At 66.7% G+C, this 17,832-nt stretch carries 18 protein-coding genes; 15 read left to right on the top strand and 3 right to left on the bottom strand.

Features of this window, described 5'->3' with window-relative positions; all coding sequences use genetic code 11:
* Positions 1-42: 42 nt before the first annotated feature.
* Positions 43-1,050: an MlaD family protein gene (locus AVME950_RS22160; RefSeq protein ID WP_284431486.1), complete on the top strand. Its 1,008-nt coding sequence runs from the start codon at positions 43-45 to the stop codon at positions 1,048-1,050.
* Positions 1,047-1,739: a hypothetical protein gene (locus tag AVME950_RS22165; protein ID WP_284431487.1), complete on the top strand. Its 693-nt coding sequence runs from the start codon at positions 1,047-1,049 to the stop codon at positions 1,737-1,739. The genes AVME950_RS22160 and AVME950_RS22165 overlap by 4 nt, the downstream gene beginning before the upstream one ends.
* 88 nt (positions 1,740-1,827) lie before the next feature.
* Here AVME950_RS22165 and AVME950_RS22170 read toward each other — a convergent pair whose 3' ends face one another.
* The 3 genes from AVME950_RS22170 to AVME950_RS22180 form a co-directional block, all read right to left on the bottom strand.
* Positions 1,828-2,010: a hypothetical protein gene (locus AVME950_RS22170; protein ID WP_272568478.1), complete on the bottom strand. Its 183-nt coding sequence runs from the start codon at positions 2,008-2,010 to the stop codon at positions 1,828-1,830.
* Positions 2,011-2,178: 168 nt separating this feature from the next.
* Positions 2,179-3,744 (bottom strand): NAD(P)H-hydrate dehydratase, encoded by a 1,566-nt coding sequence (locus tag AVME950_RS22175; protein WP_284431488.1) that lies wholly within the window; start codon positions 3,742-3,744, stop codon positions 2,179-2,181.
* Positions 3,745-3,759: 15 nt separating this feature from the next.
* Positions 3,760-5,007 (bottom strand): FAD-dependent oxidoreductase, encoded by a 1,248-nt coding sequence (locus AVME950_RS22180; RefSeq protein ID WP_284431489.1) that lies wholly within the window; start codon positions 5,005-5,007, stop codon positions 3,760-3,762.
* A 310-nt stretch (positions 5,008-5,317) separates the two neighbouring features.
* Between AVME950_RS22180 and rpsB the strand changes: the two genes are divergently transcribed.
* The 13 genes from rpsB (at position 5,318) to lpxA (ending at position 17,830) form a co-directional block, all read left to right on the top strand.
* On the top strand, positions 5,318-6,070 hold the full coding sequence (gene rpsB, locus AVME950_RS22185; protein ID WP_272568482.1) for a 30S ribosomal protein S2: 753 nt from the start codon (positions 5,318-5,320) through the stop codon (positions 6,068-6,070).
* Positions 6,071-6,174: 104 nt separating this feature from the next.
* A complete protein-coding gene (gene tsf, locus AVME950_RS22190) occupies positions 6,175-7,101 on the top strand; it encodes a translation elongation factor Ts (protein WP_284398757.1) in 927 nt (308 codons plus the stop codon).
* Positions 7,102-7,157: 56 nt separating this feature from the next.
* Positions 7,158-7,880, top strand: coding sequence for a UMP kinase (gene pyrH, locus AVME950_RS22195; protein WP_272568484.1), 723 nt, complete (start codon positions 7,158-7,160; stop codon positions 7,878-7,880).
* 48 nt (positions 7,881-7,928) lie between these two features.
* Positions 7,929-8,489: a ribosome recycling factor gene (gene frr / locus AVME950_RS22200; RefSeq protein ID WP_272568485.1), complete on the top strand. Its 561-nt coding sequence runs from the start codon at positions 7,929-7,931 to the stop codon at positions 8,487-8,489.
* Between the two features lie 32 nt (positions 8,490-8,521).
* On the top strand, positions 8,522-9,253 hold the full coding sequence (gene uppS, locus AVME950_RS22205; protein WP_284431490.1) for a polyprenyl diphosphate synthase: 732 nt from the start codon (positions 8,522-8,524) through the stop codon (positions 9,251-9,253).
* 12 nt (positions 9,254-9,265) lie between these two features.
* Positions 9,266-10,120: a phosphatidate cytidylyltransferase gene (locus AVME950_RS22210; protein ID WP_284431491.1), complete on the top strand. Its 855-nt coding sequence runs from the start codon at positions 9,266-9,268 to the stop codon at positions 10,118-10,120.
* Entirely contained in the window at positions 10,117-11,295 is a 1,179-nt protein-coding gene (ispC, locus tag AVME950_RS22215) for a 1-deoxy-D-xylulose-5-phosphate reductoisomerase (protein ID WP_284431492.1), read from the top strand. The genes AVME950_RS22210 and ispC overlap by 4 nt, the downstream gene beginning before the upstream one ends.
* Before the next feature lie 27 nt (positions 11,296-11,322).
* Positions 11,323-12,687 carry an RIP metalloprotease RseP gene (gene rseP, locus AVME950_RS22220; protein WP_284398743.1) on the top strand — a complete coding sequence of 455 codons (1,365 nt, stop codon included), beginning with the start codon at positions 11,323-11,325 and terminating at the stop codon, positions 12,685-12,687.
* Between the two features lie 42 nt (positions 12,688-12,729).
* Positions 12,730-15,027 carry an outer membrane protein assembly factor BamA gene (bamA, locus tag AVME950_RS22225; protein ID WP_272568493.1) on the top strand — a complete coding sequence of 766 codons (2,298 nt, stop codon included), beginning with the start codon at positions 12,730-12,732 and terminating at the stop codon, positions 15,025-15,027.
* On the top strand, positions 15,027-15,554 hold the full coding sequence (locus AVME950_RS22230) for an OmpH/Skp family outer membrane protein (protein ID WP_272568495.1): 528 nt from the start codon (positions 15,027-15,029) through the stop codon (positions 15,552-15,554). Before bamA ends, AVME950_RS22230 begins: the two co-directional genes overlap by 1 nt.
* A gap of 27 nt (positions 15,555-15,581) precedes the next feature.
* Entirely contained in the window at positions 15,582-16,562 is a 981-nt protein-coding gene (gene lpxD / locus AVME950_RS22235) for a UDP-3-O-(3-hydroxymyristoyl)glucosamine N-acyltransferase (RefSeq protein ID WP_284431493.1), read from the top strand.
* A 13-nt stretch (positions 16,563-16,575) separates the two neighbouring features.
* Positions 16,576-17,016 (top strand): 3-hydroxyacyl-ACP dehydratase FabZ, encoded by a 441-nt coding sequence (gene fabZ, locus AVME950_RS22240; protein WP_092744676.1) that lies wholly within the window; start codon positions 16,576-16,578, stop codon positions 17,014-17,016.
* A gap of 22 nt (positions 17,017-17,038) precedes the next feature.
* Positions 17,039-17,830, top strand: a complete 792-nt coding sequence (gene lpxA, locus AVME950_RS22245; RefSeq protein ID WP_284411994.1) for an acyl-ACP--UDP-N-acetylglucosamine O-acyltransferase — start codon at positions 17,039-17,041, stop codon at positions 17,828-17,830.
* Positions 17,831-17,832: the final 2 nt, after the last annotated feature.

A 17,832-nucleotide genomic window follows, 5' to 3' on the forward strand; every position in this document is an offset into this window, starting at 1 on the left:
CCGCCGGCGCTTTCGGCCCGCGGGCCCACGGCGGTGCGCACCATGGCTGAGCGGCCCCCTTCCCACGAAGCGGACGATGCCGCCAGCGAGGCGCTGCTCGAAGCCCAGCGCCCGGTGGCGAACCTGGAGCGCAAGGCCGCGGCGCTGCTCCTGTTCACGCTGGCGCTCATCGTGGGCTCGGCGTTCTATCTGCTGTATGCACGCGGCGTGTTCGAGCCCACGCAGCGCCTGGTGCTCACGGCCGACGACTCCGAGGGCGTGGTGGTCGGCATGGACATGACGTTTTCAGGCTTCCCGATCGGGCGGGTGCGCGGCATCGAGCTGTCGCCCGACGGCAACGTGCGCATCCTGATCGACGTGCCGCGCAAGGACGCGCACTGGCTGCGCGAGTCCAGCGTCTTCACGCTGGTGCGCGGCATCGTGGGTGGCACCACCATCAAGGCCTACAGCGGCATCCTCACCGACCCGCTGCTGGCCGACGGCGCCGAGCGCCCGGTGCTGCGCGGAGATGCCACGGCCGAGATCCCGCAGCTCATGGCCTCGGCGCGCGAACTGCTGTCCAACCTGCAGGCGATGACGGCCCAGGACGCCGCGCTGGGCGGCACGCTGTCCAACGTGCGCACGCTGACCGAGCGGCTGAACGCGCCGGGCGGCGCGCTCAACGTGCTCATGGGCAGCGAGGCGGATGCCAAAAAGATCACCGCCACGCTGGACCGCACCAACCAGCTGCTGGCGCGCATCGACGGCATGGCCGCCAAGGCCGACCGGCAGGTGTTCGGAGTGGCGGGCGATCCGGGGCTCGTGCCTGAGGTGCGGGCCACGGTGGTGCAGCTCAACGGCCTGCTGGCCGACACGCGCCAGAGCCTGAAAAAGGTCGATGCCGTGCTGGCCGAAGCCCAGGCCATCGGCGCGAACGCGCGAGAAGCCACCACCGATCTGGGCAGCTTGCGGGCCGAAGTGGAGAGCAACCTGCGCAAGGTGGAGGGCCTGGTCAACGACATCCAGCGCAAATGGCCGTTTGCGCGCGACACGGAACTCAAGCTGCCATGAAATCCCTGCTGTCTTCCCCGCTGCGTACACCGGTGCTCCGTGCCGCCGCGCTGCTCCCCTGCCTGGCCCTTTGGGCCTGCGCGGCCAAGCCGCCCACGCCGCAATGGCAGATGAATGCCCACGGCGCGGCCCGCAAGGCCACCGAGGCATACCTGTCGGGCGAGCCCCGCATCGCGCAGCTGGAGTGGGACCGGGCCCGGGCGGAAGTCGCCCGCACGGGGCGGCCCGACCTGCTGGCGCGCGTGGAACTCATGCGCTGCGCCGCCCAGGTCGCCAGCCTGGTGGTCGAGCCGTGCACGGCTTTCGAGGCCCTGCGCGCCGACGCCGCCCCGCAGGACCAGGCCTATGCCGATTACCTGGCCGGCACCATCGACAGCGTCGCCGTCGCCCGCCTGCCCGAGCCGCAACGCAGCGCCTGGGCGGCCGGCCCGGCTGCGCAAGCCGGCCTGGACGATCCGTTGTCGCGCCTGGTGGCCGCGGGGGTGTGGGTGAAAACCGGCCGGGAGACGCCGCAGATGGTCGACTCCGCCGTGGAGGCCGCCTCTGCGCAGGGATGGCGACGGCCGCTGCTGGCTTGGCTGACCCTGGCGGCGCAGCGTGCCGATCAACGGGGCGATGGGCCGGCCGCTGCCGCCGCCCGCAGGCGGTTGGCGGTGTTGGAACAGGGGCTCAGCGCTGAAAAGCGCTGACGCAGAAACCCAAAGGGGGCGGAGGGGGATGGCGCGGAGATTCAGGGGACTGCCCCGGCCCGCGCCGTGCCGTGCCGGGATGCCGGACTCAGTTGAGGAACGATTCTGCGGGAAGAATCTGCTCGAGGTTGCCCGGCAGATTCACCAGCGAGTCGGCGGCCTGCACCGCCTCGTCCGGTACCAGCGTCATGGCGGTGGCAGCCACCGCAAGAAGCACTGTCACCGTAAAGGCTGCGAAAGCGCGGGTTCCGGAGTGGATTTTGCGTTTCATGACAGAGTCCTTCAAAAGGGGTGGGGCCTGCACGGCGGTGGGAGTGAACGCATTACACCGCTTGCCTTCGGGCCGGGTCTGTCAGACAAGGCCTTTTGGAAGGCTGTTGCGACGACAGTTACGGTTGGTTGCGCTCCGTTGACGCAAGTCAACGGTTTTGGGTTCCATTCACCCAGGCGTCAGCCGCCGGGCAAGCGCCGACGCCGTCAAGGCGGTGCCGTCAGGCCATTGGTCCGCCACCTCGCCGTGCATCCAGCAGGCTGCCATGGCCGCATCGAAGGCCGCGCTCGGCGCGTCGGACGCCGCGGCCAGCCGCGCACCCACCAGTCCCGCCAGCACATCCCCCGTGCCGCCCGTTGCCAGGCGTGCGTTGCCGGTCGGATTGATGCAGGGCGTTTGCCCCGCGGCCGCGATCACGCTGCCCGAACCCTTGAGCACCACCGCGCAGCCGAATTGGTCCGCCAGCCGGGACGCCGCAGCCAGCCGGTCGGCCTGCACGCCTGGCGTGTCCACCGCCAGGAGCCGGGCCGCTTCCAGCGGGTGGGGCGTGAGCACGGTGTGCCGGCCCGGCTGCGCCGCGCGATCGCGCAGCGCCGTCGCCAGGGACGGGTCGCCCGCCACGGCATTGAGCGCATCCGCATCCAGCACCAGGCGGTGCGCCTCGGACAGGACCTTCGGCAGCACCGCCCGGATGGCCTCGCCCCCGCCGCATCCGCAGACCACGGTGCCTTGCTCCAGGTGCAGCGCGTCGAAGCGCCGGAACATGCATTCCGGCTGCATGGGGTCGAGGGACAGGTCGGCCCCGTCCAGCAGGGCCACCATCACCCGCCCGGCGCCCGCGTGCAGCGCCGCCGATGCCGCCAACAGCGCTGCGCCCGCCATGCCCATGCCCCGGGCCCGCAGCCCTTCTCCGCCCACCACCGCCACATCGCCGTAGCTGCCTTTGTGACTGGCATGCACGCGGTGGGCGGGCGGTGGCGCTGCCGCCAGCCAAGCGCACGGCGCCACGTCAGTCGCGCCGCGGCCCAGGTCGTCGAACCAGACCTGTCCGGCCGCGTCGCGCCCGTTCCCGGTGAACAGCCCGGGCTTCAAGGTGAGCAAGGCCAGGGTGTGCCGCGCAGACGCCGCGGCGCCCGGCGGCGGCGCCAGTCCGGCCGCGAACTGGCCCGTGTCGCCCGACAGGCCGGAGGGCGTATCGACGCACAGCACCGGCGCCGGTGTGGCATGCAGTTGGGCCAGCAGTTGCTGCATGCGTGGGTCAGCCGCGCGGGATTTGCCGCTGCCCGCCAGGCCGATGCCCAGCAGCGCGTCCACGCACACGTCATCGGGCCCCATGCCCGGCGGCGGGCCATCGGAAAAAACGACACCCGCGGCCGCGGCACGCCGATAGGACGCGAGCGCATCGGGTGGCACCGTGTCCGGCCGGCCCAGCCAGGTCACCGTGGCGATGCGCCCCGCCCGGTGCAGTTGGAACGCCGCTTCCAGGCCGTCCCCGCCGTTGTTGCCCGCACCGCAGACCACCCATGCGTTGCGAGCGTGCGGGGCGATGGCCTGGGCCAGCCGGGCCACCGCCCAACCGGCCCGCTGCATCAGGGTGTGCGGGGGGCATTGCGCTGCCAGGGCCTGTTCGATCCGGCGCGTGGCCTGTGTATCGAACAGGGGATGGGGCTGATCGGCCGTGATCCGGCGAAGGGCGGGCTGCGGCGCTGTTGCTGCGGGCGGCTCGGAGCGCATGGCGTCGGATCCGGCTCAGAAGCGGCGCAGCGCGAAGTGCTGCAGATCCACCTCGGGCGCGCGCTGGGCCATCAGGTCGGCCAGGGCCCGAGCGCTGCCACTGGCGAGCGCATAGCCGCAGCCGCCATGGCCGGCGTTGACCCATACCCCCGGCAGGCCGCTCGGACCCACGACCGGGGCACCGTCCGGCAGGGTGGGGCGGGCACCACGCCACACCTGCACCTGGCCGGATGAAACCTGCACCCCGCCGGGAAACCAGCCGGAGATGGCCTGGTAGAGCGTTTGCAGCGTGGGCGCATGGTGCGCGCCATCGCCCCGGCCGAGTTCAGCGCCACCCGCGATGCGCACGCGTTGGCCCTGGCGCGTGATCGTCACCCGGTGGAGCGGGTCCACGACCGATCCTTGCGGGGCATGGGAGTCTTCGCGCACCGGGGCGCTGATCGAGTAGCCGTGGAGCGCAGCCATCGGCAGCTCGGCACCCAAGGGGCGCAACAGCGCCGCCGCTGCCACGCCGGCGCAGACGACGACGGCATCGAACCGGCGCGGCAGCGTCTCGCCGGCGATCCGCAGACCCGCAGGCGCCGCATCCAGCCCGGTGACCTGGGCATTGAAATGGAATTGCGCCCCGCGCTCCTGGGCGGCATAGCGCAGCATCTGGGCGAAGAGGCGGCAGTTGCCGGACTCGCCATCGGGAATGTGCAGAGCGCCGATCAGGGGGCTGTCGGGCGACAGGCCCGGCTCGATCTGGCGAGCGGTCTCGGCATCCACGTCGTGGATGGCCATGCCCGCGTCCCGCAGCAGTTGCAGGGCCGGCTGCACGTGCGCCAGGTCTTCGACCGTGCGCAGCAGGACCAGCGCGCCGCGGCCGGTTTCCGCGTCCACCTGCAGTTGCTCCGACACCCACCGCATGCGCGCCTGGCTGTAGCGGCCCAGTTGCTCCAGCGCGGAAAGGGTCATGGGTAGGGCCGGCGAACGGCCGGCCTTGCGCCAACGCAAGAGCCATCGCAGCTCGGATGCCGTCACCCCCTTGGCGAGCCGCACCGCCGCATGGCGTCCCCAGAGCCGGGTGCTTTGCGGGCCGCCGATGCCGGGGGCCGCCAGGGGAATGAGGAGGGCAGGCGAGCACAGGCCGGCATTGGCGAAGCTCGATTCCTCCGCCGCGGCGCTGCGTTGTTCGAAAACCGAAACCTCGTGGCCGTCGCACGTCAGTTCGTAAGCAGTGGTGACGCCGACGATCCCGGCGCCCACGATGGCGATGTGCATTTGGTTTCTGAGCTCTTTCAGGCATCAGCGCTAATGGACACTGCGCTGGCTGCTACTGTTTTTGTGTTTTCCAAGAGCCTGTTTCCAGGCGGGTCCTGCCGGCGCCGGCCGCGCCGATGGCGCAAGGGTCCGTTTGGGCTCGGTCAATCTGCCATGCTAGAATCTTTGGGTTTTGCTGGTGGCTGCGCAGTGCGTGGCCGACAACCTGGCAAGACAAATCGCAAACCAGCCCTTTCAAGGTGCTGCCTTCTTCTTGCAAGCCGGCAGTTATTGGGGCTGGATTTTAGACCCAACCTTCGGAGAAATTCTCATGTCCGTCACCATGCGCGAAATGCTGGAAGCCGGTGTCCACTTCGGTCACCAAACCCGTTTCTGGAACCCCAAGATGGCCCCGTACATCTTCGGCCATCGCAACAAGATCCACATCATCAACCTGGAAAAGTCGCTCCCGCTCTTCCAGGACGCCCAAAAGTTCGCCAAGCAGCTCACCGCCAACCGCGGCACCATCCTGATGGTCGGCACGAAGCGCCAGGCCCGCGAGATCCTCGCCACCGAAGCGCAGCGCGCCGGTGTGCCCTATGTCGACCAGCGCTGGCTGGGCGGCATGCTGACCAACTTCAAGACGGTCAAGACCTCCATCAAGCGCCTGAAGGACATGAAGGCCCAGCAAGAAGGCGGCCTCGACGCCATGAGCAAGAAGGAACAGCTCACCTTCACCCGCGAAATGGAAAAGCTGGAAAAGGACATTGGCGGCATCCAGGAAATGAATGCACTGCCCGATGCCATCTTCATCATCGACGTGGGCTTCCACAAGATCGCCGTGGCTGAAGCCAAGAAGCTGGGCATTCCGCTGATCGGCGTGGTGGACTCCAACCACTCCCCCGAAGGCATCGACTACGTGATCCCCGGCAACGACGACTCGGCCAAGGCCGTGGCACTGTATGCCCGCGGTATCGCCGACGCGATCATCGAAGGCCGTGCCAATGCCGTGAACGACGTGGTCAAGGCCGTGGCTGCCGAAGGCTCTGACGAATTCGTGGAAGTGGAAGAAACCGCTGCCTGATTCCCGGCCGCGCGACCTGTCGCGAATGAAAGCGGGGCTCCTGGTTAGCCCCCTTTTTTTTAGCCCGAATGCTGTAACGAACTGAACTGAGACTGGAGAAAAAGATGGCTGCAATTACCGCAAGCATGGTCGCCGAACTGCGCGCAAAGACCGATGCCCCCATGATGGAATGCAAGAAGGCCCTGACGGAAGCCGAAGGCGACCTGGCCAAGGCGGAAGAGCTGCTGCGCGTGAAGCTGGGAACCAAGGCCGGCAAGGCCGCCGCCCGCATCACCGCGGAAGGCGTGGTCGCCAGCTACATCGACGGCACGACCGGCGGGCTGATCGAAGTGAACAGCGAAACCGACTTCGTGAGCAAGAACGACAGCTTCCTCGCGCTGGCCAAGGCCGCTGCCGAACTGGTGGCCAAGCACAATCCCGCCAACGTGGAAGCGCTGGGTGCCTTGCCTTACAGCCAGGATGGCTTCGGCCCCACCCTGGAAGAAGTGCGCAAGGGCCTGATCGGCAAGATCGGCGAGAACATGTCGTTCCGCCGCTTCAAGCACTTCTCCGGCAACAAGCTGGCCTCCTACCTGCACGGCACCCGCATCGGCGTGGTGGTTGAGTTCGAAGGCGACGAAACCGCTGCCAAGGACGTGGCCATGCATATCGCTGCCATGAAGCCCGTCGCGCTGACCAGCGCCGACGTGCCTGCCGACCTGATCGAGAAGGAACGCTCGGTCGCCGCTGCCAAGGCCGCGGAAGACAAGGCCAAGGCGGAAGCCGAGGGCAAGGCCGTCCAGTCCGACGAAATCGTCAGCAAGCGCATCGAAGGCGGCGTGCAGAAGTACCTCAAGGAAGTGTCCCTGTTCGACCAGGTCTTCGTGAAGGCCGCCGACGGCAAGCAGTCCGTGGGCCAGATGCTCAAGGGCGCCAACACCACGGTCAAGGCGTTCACGCTGTACGTGGTCGGCGAAGGCATCGAGAAAAAGGTGGACGACTTCGCTGCTGAAGTGGCCGCCCAGGTGGCAGCCGCCAAGTCTGCCGCTTGATCGCAGACCCCATCGCCACCTCACCCGCCATTCCATTGCCCCACGGAGAAGTCCCCATGTCCATCGCTGCACCAGCCCACAAGCGCATTTTGCTCAAGTTGTCTGGCGAGGCGCTCATGGGGGACGATGCCTTCGGCATCAACCGTGCCACCATCGTCCGGATGGTGGAGGAGATCGCTGAGGTCACCCGCATGGGTGTGCAGGTGGCCGTGGTGATCGGTGGTGGAAACATCTTCCGCGGCGTGGCCGGCGGCTCGGTCGGCATGGACCGCGCCACCGCCGATTACATGGGCATGCTGGCCACGGTCATGAATGCGCTGGCTCTGGCCGACGCCATGGACAAGCAGGGACTGACGGCGCGCGTGATGTCGGCGATCGCCATTGAGCAGGTCGTCGAGCCCTACGTGCGCCCCAAGGCCCTGCAATACCTGGAAGAGGGCAAGGTGGTGGTGTTCGCCGCCGGTACTGGCAATCCCTTCTTCACCACCGACACCGCGGCAGCGCTGCGGGGTGCCGAAATCGGTGCCGAGGTGGTTTTGAAGGCGACCAAGGTGGACGGTGTGTACACCGCCGATCCCAAGAAGGACCCGACGGCGACCCGCTACACCAAGCTCACGTTCGACGAGGCCATGTCGCGCAATCTGGGGATTCTGGATGCGACGGCGTTTGCCCTGTGCCGTGACCAGAAGTTGCCGATCCGCGTGTTTTCCATCATCAAGCACGGCGCGCTCAAGCGCGTGGTCATGGGTGAGGACGAAGGCACGCTGGTGTACGCTTGAGCGTTGGGCGCGCCCCGGCGCGCCCGGCTTCATGCTGAGGAGAAAAACATGACCATTGCCGATATCAAGAAGAATGCAGAAACCAAGATGGACCAGTCCATCGTGGCGTTCAAGAACAATCTGTCCAAGATCCGCACCGGCCGCGCCAATCCGGCGCTGCTCGATTCCGTGCAGGTCGAGTACTACGGCTCGTTCGTGCCGTTGTCGCAAGTGGCGAACGTGGCCCTGATCGACTCGCGCACCATCAGCGTCCAGCCCTGGGAAAAAGGCATGGGCGCCAAGATCGAAAAAGCCATCCGCGAAAGCGATCTGGGCCTGAATCCCGCTTCCATGGGCGACCTGATCCGCGTGCCCATGCCTCCCATGAGCGAAGAGCGCCGCAAGGAAATGACCAAGCTCGCGCGCAACGAAGGCGAGAGCGCCAAGATCGCCGTGCGCAATCTGCGCCGTGACGCCAACGAAGCCGTCAAGAAGCTGGTCAAGGACAAGCTGGCCTCCGAAGACGACCAGAAGCGTTCGGAAACCGAGATCCAGAAGGTCACCGACAAGCACATCGCCGAAGTCGATGCGCTGGTGTCCGGCAAGGAACAGGAAATCATGGCGGTCTGATCCCCGGTTCCGGGAATCGATCGTTGCCCTGCATGTCCGCCTCTTCGGTCATTCCGCACCACGTTGCCATCGTCATGGATGGCAATGGCCGCTGGGCCACGCGCCGTTTCCTGCCGCGGCTGGCGGGGCACAAGCAGGGCGTGGAGTCTCTCAAACGCTGCGCGCAGGCCTGCGTGGAGCGGGGCGTGGCCGTTCTGACGGTGTTCGCTTTCTCTTCGGAGAACTGGAACCGGCCTGCCGATGAGGTCTCGGGACTCATGGACTTGCTGGCCAAGGCGCTGTCCCGGGAAGTCCCCCAACTGCAAAAAGACGGAGTGCGCCTGCATTTCGTGGGCGAGAAAGCCGGGCTGTCGGAGAAGGTGCGGGCGGGCCTGCGCCAGGCCGAGCTGGACACCGCGCACAATACCCGCCTGGTCCTGAACGTCTGCTTCAACTACGGCGGCCGTTGGGACATCGCGCAGGCCGCTGCGGCCGTCGCGGCGCGGGGCGAGCCCATCACCGAGGCCAGCCTGCATGCGGCCATGGGCCTGGCGCACGTGCCGGATCCGGACCTGGTGATCCGCACGGGTGGAGAAATGCGCATCAGCAATTTCCTGCTGTGGCAGTCTGCCTATTCCGAGTTCTACTTCAGTGACCGGCTTTGGCCGGACTTTGACGGCAAGGCCCTGGATGAGGCCATTGCCGCCTTCAATGCCCGAGAGCGCCGTTTCGGCAAGACATCCGAGCAAATATTGGCGTCGTCACCTGCCTCGCTGCAGGTCTGAAAGGGCTTTTCCATGCTTCGACAGCGCGTCATCACTGCCATCGTCCTGCTGGCCATTTTGCTGCCTGCGCTTTTTTACCCGTCTCCGTGGCCCTTTGCCACGGTCATCCTGGTCTTGATGGCCGCGGGTGCCTGGGAGTGGGGTCGGCTTCAAGGGCTGGGCTCTGGCGCGGCCGTGGGGGTGGGGGCCGCTTGCGTCGCGCTTTGCGCGGCGAGCTGGTCAATGGGCTGGCTGCAGCAACCGCTGGCCTGGCTGTGGACCCTGGGTGGCGCCGCTTGGGTGCTTGTCGGCGCCTGGATGCTGCGCGCGGGTGTCCAGGGCTGGCCCCAGGTTCCCAAGGCCGTGCGGCTGGTCGGCGGCGTGTTCGTGCTGTGGCTGGCGTGGCTGGCCGCGGTGCAGGCGCGCATGGCGGGCATCAATTTTCTGATGTCGATCCTGGTTCTTGTCTGGGTGGCAGACATCTTTGCGTATTTCGCAGGCCGGGCCTTCGGCCTGCGCTTCACCAAGAACAAGCTGGCCCCCTCGATCAGCCCCGGCAAGAGTTGGGAAGGCGTGTGGGGCGGCATGGCCGGTGTCGTGGTTCTGGCGGTGGCCTGGGTGGTCGCCGACGCGTCCGCCAGTGCATCGGTCGCGAGTTTCTATACCCACCTGTTCGCGCGCGGCTGGTGGCTGCTGTTGCTGGGTGCCGTGTTCATGGCGGCCATGAGCGTGGTGGGCGACCTGACCGAGTCCCTCGTCAAGCGCAGCATCGGCGCCAAGGACAGCAGCGGTTTGTTGCCGGGCCACGGCGGCGTGCTCGATCGCGTGGATGCGCTGTTGCCCACCTTGCCGTTGGCCATGATGTTGACCCACTTCGCTTCCGCATGAAACAACGCATCACGGTCCTGGGATCCACGGGGTCCATCGGTACCAACACCCTGGATGTGGTGGCACGCCATCCCGAGCGCTACGAGGTGTTCGCCCTGAGCGCTGCCACGCAGGTCGACGCCCTGCTGGCGCAATGTGTCCGTTTCCAGCCCCGCTTCGCCGTGATGGCCAGCGCGCCGCATGCGCGCCTGCTGGAGGAGCGGCTCGCGGCGCATGGTCTGGCAACGCGGGTCTTGCAGGGCCCGGACGCGCTGGACACCATTGCCTCCCACGAAGAGGTGGACGTGGTGATGGCCGCCATCGTCGGCGCTGCGGGCCTGGGCCCCTGCCTTGCGGCGGCCCGCGCCGGCAAGCGCCTGCTGCTCGCCAACAAGGAGGCGCTGGTGGTGGGCGGTGAGGTCTTCATGTCCGCCGTCCGGGAGGGCGGGGCCATGCTGCTGCCGATCGACAGCGAGCATTCGGCGATCTTTCAATGCCTGCCCGAAGACCCGCAGACCTGGGCCCGCCGCGTGGACCACATTCTGCTCACCGCATCCGGCGGGCCATTTCGCACCCGGGCGCCGGCCACGCTGCGCGATGTCACGCCGGAGCAGGCCTGCGCCCATCCCAATTTCTCGATGGGGCGAAAGATCTCGGTCGATTCGGCCACCATGATGAACAAGGCCCTGGAGGTCATCGAGGCGCGCTGGCTCTTCGATCTGGCGCCGGAGCAGATCAAGGTGGTGATCCATCCGCAGCAGATCATCCATTCCATGGTCCAGTTCGTGGATGCATCGGTGCTGGCGCAACTGGGAACGCCGGACATGCGCGTTCCGATCGCCTGCGGGCTGGCCTGGCCGGAGCGCATCGAGAGCGGAACGCCGCGGCTGGATTTTTCCACCCTGTCCGCGCTCACCTTCGAGGAGGCCGATGCCACCCGCTTCCCGGGGCTGCACCTGTCCTGGCAGGCGCTGCGCGCGCAAAGCGGCACCACGGCGGTGCTCAATGCCGCCAACGAGGTGGCTGTGGCCTCGTTCCTGGAGCGCCGCATCCGTTTCGATCAGATTCATCGGCTGAACCTTGCAACTCTGGAGGCGGTGACACCCTCCAACCCCGAATCGCTCGGGGCCCTGCTGGCGCTGGATGCCGAAGCACGGTCCGTCGCTCTGCGCAGTGCGCAGCGGCTGGCCGCCTGAGCCATCGCCTCCGGGCAGAAAGACACCATGTTGCTGACCGTCATTGCCTTCATCGTCGCGCTGGGCGTGCTCATCGCCGTCCATGAATACGGCCACTACCGCGTAGCGGTCGCCTGCGGCGTGAAGGTGCTTCGTTTTTCGGTGGGTTTCGGCAAGCCCCTGCTGCGCTGGCAGCCCAAGGGATCGCCCACGGAGTTCGTCATCGGCGCGTTTCCCCTGGGCGGGTATGTGCGCATGCTGGACGAGCGCGAGGCCCCCGTCGATGCCCATGAGCGCCACCTGTCGTTCAATGCCAAGCCATTGCGATCCCGCGCTGCGATTGTGGCAGCGGGTCCGGCGGCCAATCTGCTGCTCGCCGTGCTGCTGTACGCGGCAGTGAACTGGATGGGCGTGGAGGAGCCGAAGGCGGTTCTCGCCAGCCCCGTGCCCGGGTCCGTGGCCCAGAAAGCCGGCCTGCAAGGCGGCGAGCTCGTGCTGGAAGCGGCCCTCGGCAACGAAGAATCCGAGCCGGTGCGATCCTTCGAGGACCTGCGCTGGCTTCTGACCCGCGGTGCGCTCGACGGCACCGACGTCCGCCTGCAGGTGCAGCCGTCGCCCGGGGCGCCGCAGCGCCAGATGGTGCTGGAACTCGCCCAGTTCGATGCCCGGGAAGCGGACGCGCAGCTGTTTCGCAAGATCGGCATCGTGGGGCCGTGGACACGGCCCGTGCTCGGCGAGGTGGTCCAGGGGGGGGCGGCGCAACGCGCTGGATTGCGGCAGGGGGACTTGGTCGTCAGGCTCGGTGCGACGAATGTGGTGGATGGCCAGCAGCTGCGGGAGCTCATCCGTGCATCGGTCAGTGGCGGGGTGGCCGTATCCCAGCCGTGGCGCATCGAACGTGGCGGCCAGACCTTGACGCTGGATGTGCTGCCGGACTTGCACAGCGAGCCTTCCGGCCCGGTCGGACGCGTGGGAGCGTTCGTGGGCGCTCAGCCAGAGTTCGTGACCGTGCGGCACGGGCCGCTCGAAGGATTGTGGAACGGAGTGGTGCGCACCTGGGAGGTGTCGGCCCTGACTCTGCGCATGATGGGGCGCATGGTGATCGGCGAAGCCTCGCTCAAGAACCTCAGCGGCCCGCTCACCATCGCCGATTACGCGGGCCGTTCGGCCAGCATGGGGCTCACGCAGTACCTGGTGTTTCTGGCCCTCATCAGCGTGAGTCTGGGTGTGCTGAACCTGCTTCCGCTGCCGGTTTTGGACGGTGGGCACCTGATGTATTATCTTTGGGAAGGCGTGACCGGCAAGGGCGTGTCCGACGCCTGGATGGAGCGATTGCAGCGCGGCGGCGTGGCGGTGCTTCTCCTGATGATGTCCATCGCCCTGTTCAACGATATCACCCGGCTTTTTGGCTAACCTTTTTGCCGCGCGCGTTCACCGCGCGGTACCAGTTCACTCATGAAAAAACAATTCAATCGCTTGGGCGTGCGCAAGGCTTGTGCCGTGGCCGCCATGGTTTTTGCTGCCAATGCGGCATGGGCCCTGGAGCCGTTCAAGGTGCAGGATATCCGGGTGGAGGGTTTGCAGCGCGTCGAGCCGGGCACGATCTTCGCATCGATGCCGCTGCGCGTGGGTGACGACTACAACGACGAGAAGGGCGCTGCGGCGATCCGTGCGCTGTTCGCGCTGGGCCTGTTCAAGGATGTGCGCCTGGAGGCCAGCGGCAACGTGCTCGTGGTGGTCGTGGAAGAGCGTCCCACCATCGCCGACGTGGACTTCGCCGGTGCCCGCGAATTCGACAAGGACACGCTCAAGAAAGCCATGCGCGATGTGGGCCTGACCGAAGGCCGGCCTTTCGACAAGGCGCTGGCCGACCGCGCGGAGCAGGAGCTCAAGCGCCAGTACATCAACAAGAGCCTGTACGGCGCCGAGGTCGTGACCACGGTCACCCCCATCGAGCGCAACCGCGTCAACCTCACGTTCACGGTCACCGAAGGCGAACCCGCGCGCATCAAGGAAATCCACCTGGTGGGCAACAAGGCCTTCAGCGAATCGACGCTCAAAGGACTGTTCGACCAGGACACGGGCGGCTGGCTCAGCTGGTACACCAAGTCGGACCGCTATTCCCGCACCAAGCTGAACGCCGATCTGGAAACCCTGCGTTCCTACTATCTGGCGCGCGGCTACCTCGAGTTTCGCATCGACTCCACGCAGGTGGCCATCTCCCCGGACAAGCAGGACATCACGATCACCGTCAACGTGACCGAAGGCCAGCGCTATGTGGTCTCCGGCGTGAAGATCGAAGGCAATTACCTGGACCGCGACGACGAGTTCAAGTCGCTGATCACCATTCAGCCCGGCGAGCCCTACAACGCCGACAAGGTGGCCGAAACCACCAAGGCATTCACCGACTACTTCGGCAATTTCGGCTTCGCGTTCGCGCGCGTCGAAGCGGTGCCCGAAGTGGACCGCGAGAACAACCGCGTGGCCCTGGTGCTGCGCGCCGAGCCGGCCCGCCGTGCCTACGTGCGCCGCATCAACGTGAGCGGCAACAACCGCACGCGCGACGAAGTGATCCGCCGCGAGTTCCGCCAGTACGAAGCCTCCTGGTACGACGGCGACAAGATCAAGCTGTCCCGTGACCGCGTGGACCGCCTGGGCTTCTTCACCGAAGTCAATGTGGAAACGCAGGAAGTGCCGGGCTCGGCCGATCAGGTGGACCTGGTGGTGAACGTGGCCGAAAAGCCCACCGGTTCGCTGCAGCTGGGCGCGGGCTTCTCAAGTGCGGAAAAGGTCTCGCTGTCGTTCAGCATCAAGCAAGAGAATGTGTTCGGTTCGGGCAACTACCTCGGGGTGGACGTCAACACCAGCAAATACCGCCGCACGCTGGTGTTCAGCACCACCAACCCGTACTTCACGCGGGACGGCATCTCGCGCACGCTCGATCTGTACTACCGCACTGACAAGCCGTACGAGGACCAGGGCGGCAACTACGAGCTGATCACTGCGGGTACCAGTGTGCGTTTCGGCATCCCCTTCAGCGAAACCGATACCGTGTTCTTCGGGGGCGGCCTCGAACAGACGCGGATCAAGCTGGGCACCAACATTCCCGCTGCGTACCTGTCGTATGCCACGACCTACGGCTCCAGCAGCACCGCGATTCCGCTCACGATCGGCTGGTCGCGCGATGACCGCGACAGCGCCTTGGCACCCAATTCGGGCCGCTACCAGCGCCTGAACACCGAATGGTCGGTGGCCGGCGATGCGCGCTATGTCCGCGGCAATTACCAGTTCCAGCAGTATGTGCCGCTGAACAAGAAGTTCACCATGGCCTTCAACAGCGAGTTCGGCTGGGGCAAGGGCATGAACGGCCGGCCGTTCCCGGTGTTCAAGAACTACTACTCGGGCGGCCTGGGCTCCGTGCGTGGTTTCGACCAGGGCACGCTGGGTCCACGCGACGTGACGGGTGCGTCGCTGGGCGGACCGAAGAAGGTCACGCTCAATGCCGAGTTGATCGCACCGTTCCCAGGTGCGGGCAACGACCGCACGCTGCGCGTGTTCACTTTCGTGGATGCGGGCAACGTGTATGGCGAAGATGAAAAGGTCACCCTCAGCGACATGCGTGTCTCTGCCGGCCTGGGCCTGAGCTGGATTTCTCCGCTCGGTCCGCTTCGCCTCGCTTTTGCGCAACCGGTGCGCAAGTTCGCCGGCGATAGAATCCAGAAACTGCAATTCCAGATCGGAACGTCTTTCTAATGAAATCTCTCTCCCGCCATATTCCCCTCGTTCTCTTGCTGGGCACGCTCGGTGCAGCCGTGCCTGCACAGGCGCAGGAGTTCAAGGCCGGCTTCGTCAACACCGACCGCATCTTCCGCGAGGCCAGCACCGCCAAGGCGGCCCAGGCCAAGCTGGAGCAGGAGTTCTCCCGTCGTGAGAAGGACCTCGTGGAGCAGGGCAACAGCCTGAAGTCCGCCACCGAGAAGTTCGAGCGCGAAGCGCCCACGATGGCCGAGAGCCAGCGCACGGCCCGCCAGCGCCAGCTGGTCGACCAGGACCGCGACTTCCAGCGCAAGCGCCGTGAGTTCCAGGAAGACCTGGGCGCCCGCAAGAACGAAGAGCTGGGCCAGGTGCTGGAACGCGCCAACAAGGTCGTCAAGCAGGTCGCCGAGGCCGAGAAGTACGACGTGATCCTTCAGGAAGCCGTCTACATCAACCCCAAGCACGACATCACCGACAAAGTGATCAAGGCACTGAATGCCGCTGCTGCCACGCCCGCCAAGTGATGGCCGTCGGCTGACGGGGCGCGCGGCGTGAGCCTCTCTCTGGGGCAGATCGTCGATGCGCTGGGCGGCACGCTGGAGGGGGGCGAGAGGGACGGAGAGATCCACCGCATCGCTCCCCTGGAGTCTGCAGGTCCCGGTGACCTGGCTTTTTTAAGCCATCCGCGCTACCAGCAGCAACTGGCCGCCTCCCGGGCGGCCTGTGTCATTGTGGCGCCATCGATGCGCGAGGCCGGGCTGGCCCGGGGGCCGTGCATCGTCGCGGACGAGCCGTACGTGTATTTCGCGCGTGCCACGCAGCTGTGGAAGCGCGCGCACGCCGTGGCGGTGCCGCAGGGCATCCATCCCAGCGCGGTGGTGGACCCGGACGCCACGGTGCATTCCACGGCCTTCATCGGCCCGCTGTGCGTGGTGGAGCGCGGTGCGCGCGTGGGCGCGGGCACGGTGCTCAAATCGCGGGTGACGCTGGGCGAGGACTGCCACATCGGCGATCGCTGCATCGTGCATGCCGGCGTGGTGATCGGGGCCGACGGCTTCGGCTTCGCTCCGCAGGGCGGCGAGTGGATCAAGATCGAGCAGCTGGGGGCCGTGCACATCGGCAACGACGTCGAGATCGGCGCCAACACCTGCATCGACCGCGGCGCACTGGAAAACACGGTCATCGAAGATGGCGTGAAGCTCGACAACCTCATCCAGATCGGCCACAACGTGCGCATCGGCCGGCATTCCGCCATGGCGGGGTGCGTAGGGGTGGCGGGCAGCGCGACCATCGGCGCGCATTGCACGGTGGGGGGCGGAGGCATCGTGCTGGGGCATCTCGAATTGGCCGACCACGTGCACGTGTCGGCGGCCACGGTGGTCACGCGATCGCTGACCCGGCCGGGTCAATACACCGGCATGTTCCCCATCGACGAAAATGCGAAGTGGGAAAAAAACGCGGCCACGCTCAAGCAGCTTCACAGCCTGCGCGAACGGATCAAGGCCCTCGAACAAACTCGAAAAGACGGTTAGACCGCATCTTCCAATGATGGATATCCACCAAATTCTCAAGCTCTTGCCGCACCGCTATCCGTTTCTGCTGGTGGACCGCGTGGTCGAACTCGAAAGGGGCAAGCGCATCCAGGCGCTCAAGAACGTCACGATCAACGAGCCTTTCTTCACGGGGCATTTCCCGAGCCGGCCCGTGATGCCCGGCGTGCTCATGCTCGAGGCCCTGGCGCAGGCCGCGGGCCTGCTGTCGTTCGACATGATGGGCGAGGCGCCCGGCGACGACAAGGTGTTCTATTTCGTCGGCATCGACGGTGCGCGTTTCAAGCGCCCCGTGGAGCCGGGCGACCAGCTCATCCTGGAAGTGGATCTGGACCGTATCAAGGGCGGCATCTACAAGTTCAAGGGCCTGGCACGCGTGGGCGACAGCGTGGCCTGCGAGGCCGAGATCATGTGCACCATGCGCACCGTGGGCTGACGCTGCGAGGGCAGGGCGGCACGTGACCAGCAGCATCCACTCCACAGCCATCGTCGACCCCGCAGCGCGGATCGACGCCTCCGCGGCCATCGGCCCCTATGCGGTGATCGGCCCGCACGTGACGATCGGTGCGCGCACCTCGGTGGGCGCGCACTGCGTCATCGAAGGGCGCACCACGATCGGCGAAGACAACCGGATCTTCCAGTTCGCCTCCCTGGGCGCCGCGCCGCAGGACAAGAAGTACGCCGGCGAGCCCACCGAGCTGCGCATCGGCGACCGCAACACGATCCGCGAGTTCTGCACGTTCAACACCGGCACGGCGCAGGACCGGGGCGTGACCACGATCGGCAACGACAACTGGGTGATGGCCTATGTGCACATTGCCCACGACTGCGTGGTCGGCCACCACACCGTTCTGGCCAACAACGCCACGCTGGCCGGCCATGTGCACGTGGGTGACCACGCCATCATCGGCGGCCTCACGGGCGTGCACCAGTTCACCAAGGTGGGCGCGCATGTCATGGCGGGGTTCGCCAGCCACATCTCGCAGGACGTGCCCCCCTTCATGATGGTGGACGGCAACCCGCTGTCCGTGCGCGGGTTGAACCTCGAAGGCCTGCGCCGGCGCGGGTTCTCGGCCGACCGGCTCGCCGCGATCAAGCAGGCGCACCGCCTGCTGTATCGCCAGGGCCTCACGCTGGACGCGGCGCGGCAGGCGATCGCCGAACTGCCGTCGGTCCACGGCGAGGCCGCGCCCGACATCGCGCTGCTGCTGGATTTCATCGCCAACTCCTCGCGCGGCATCGCGCGCTGACC

This window comes from Acidovorax sp. SUPP950 (assembly GCF_030158935.1).
Taxonomy (GTDB): Bacteria; Pseudomonadota; Gammaproteobacteria; order Burkholderiales; family Burkholderiaceae_C; genus Paracidovorax.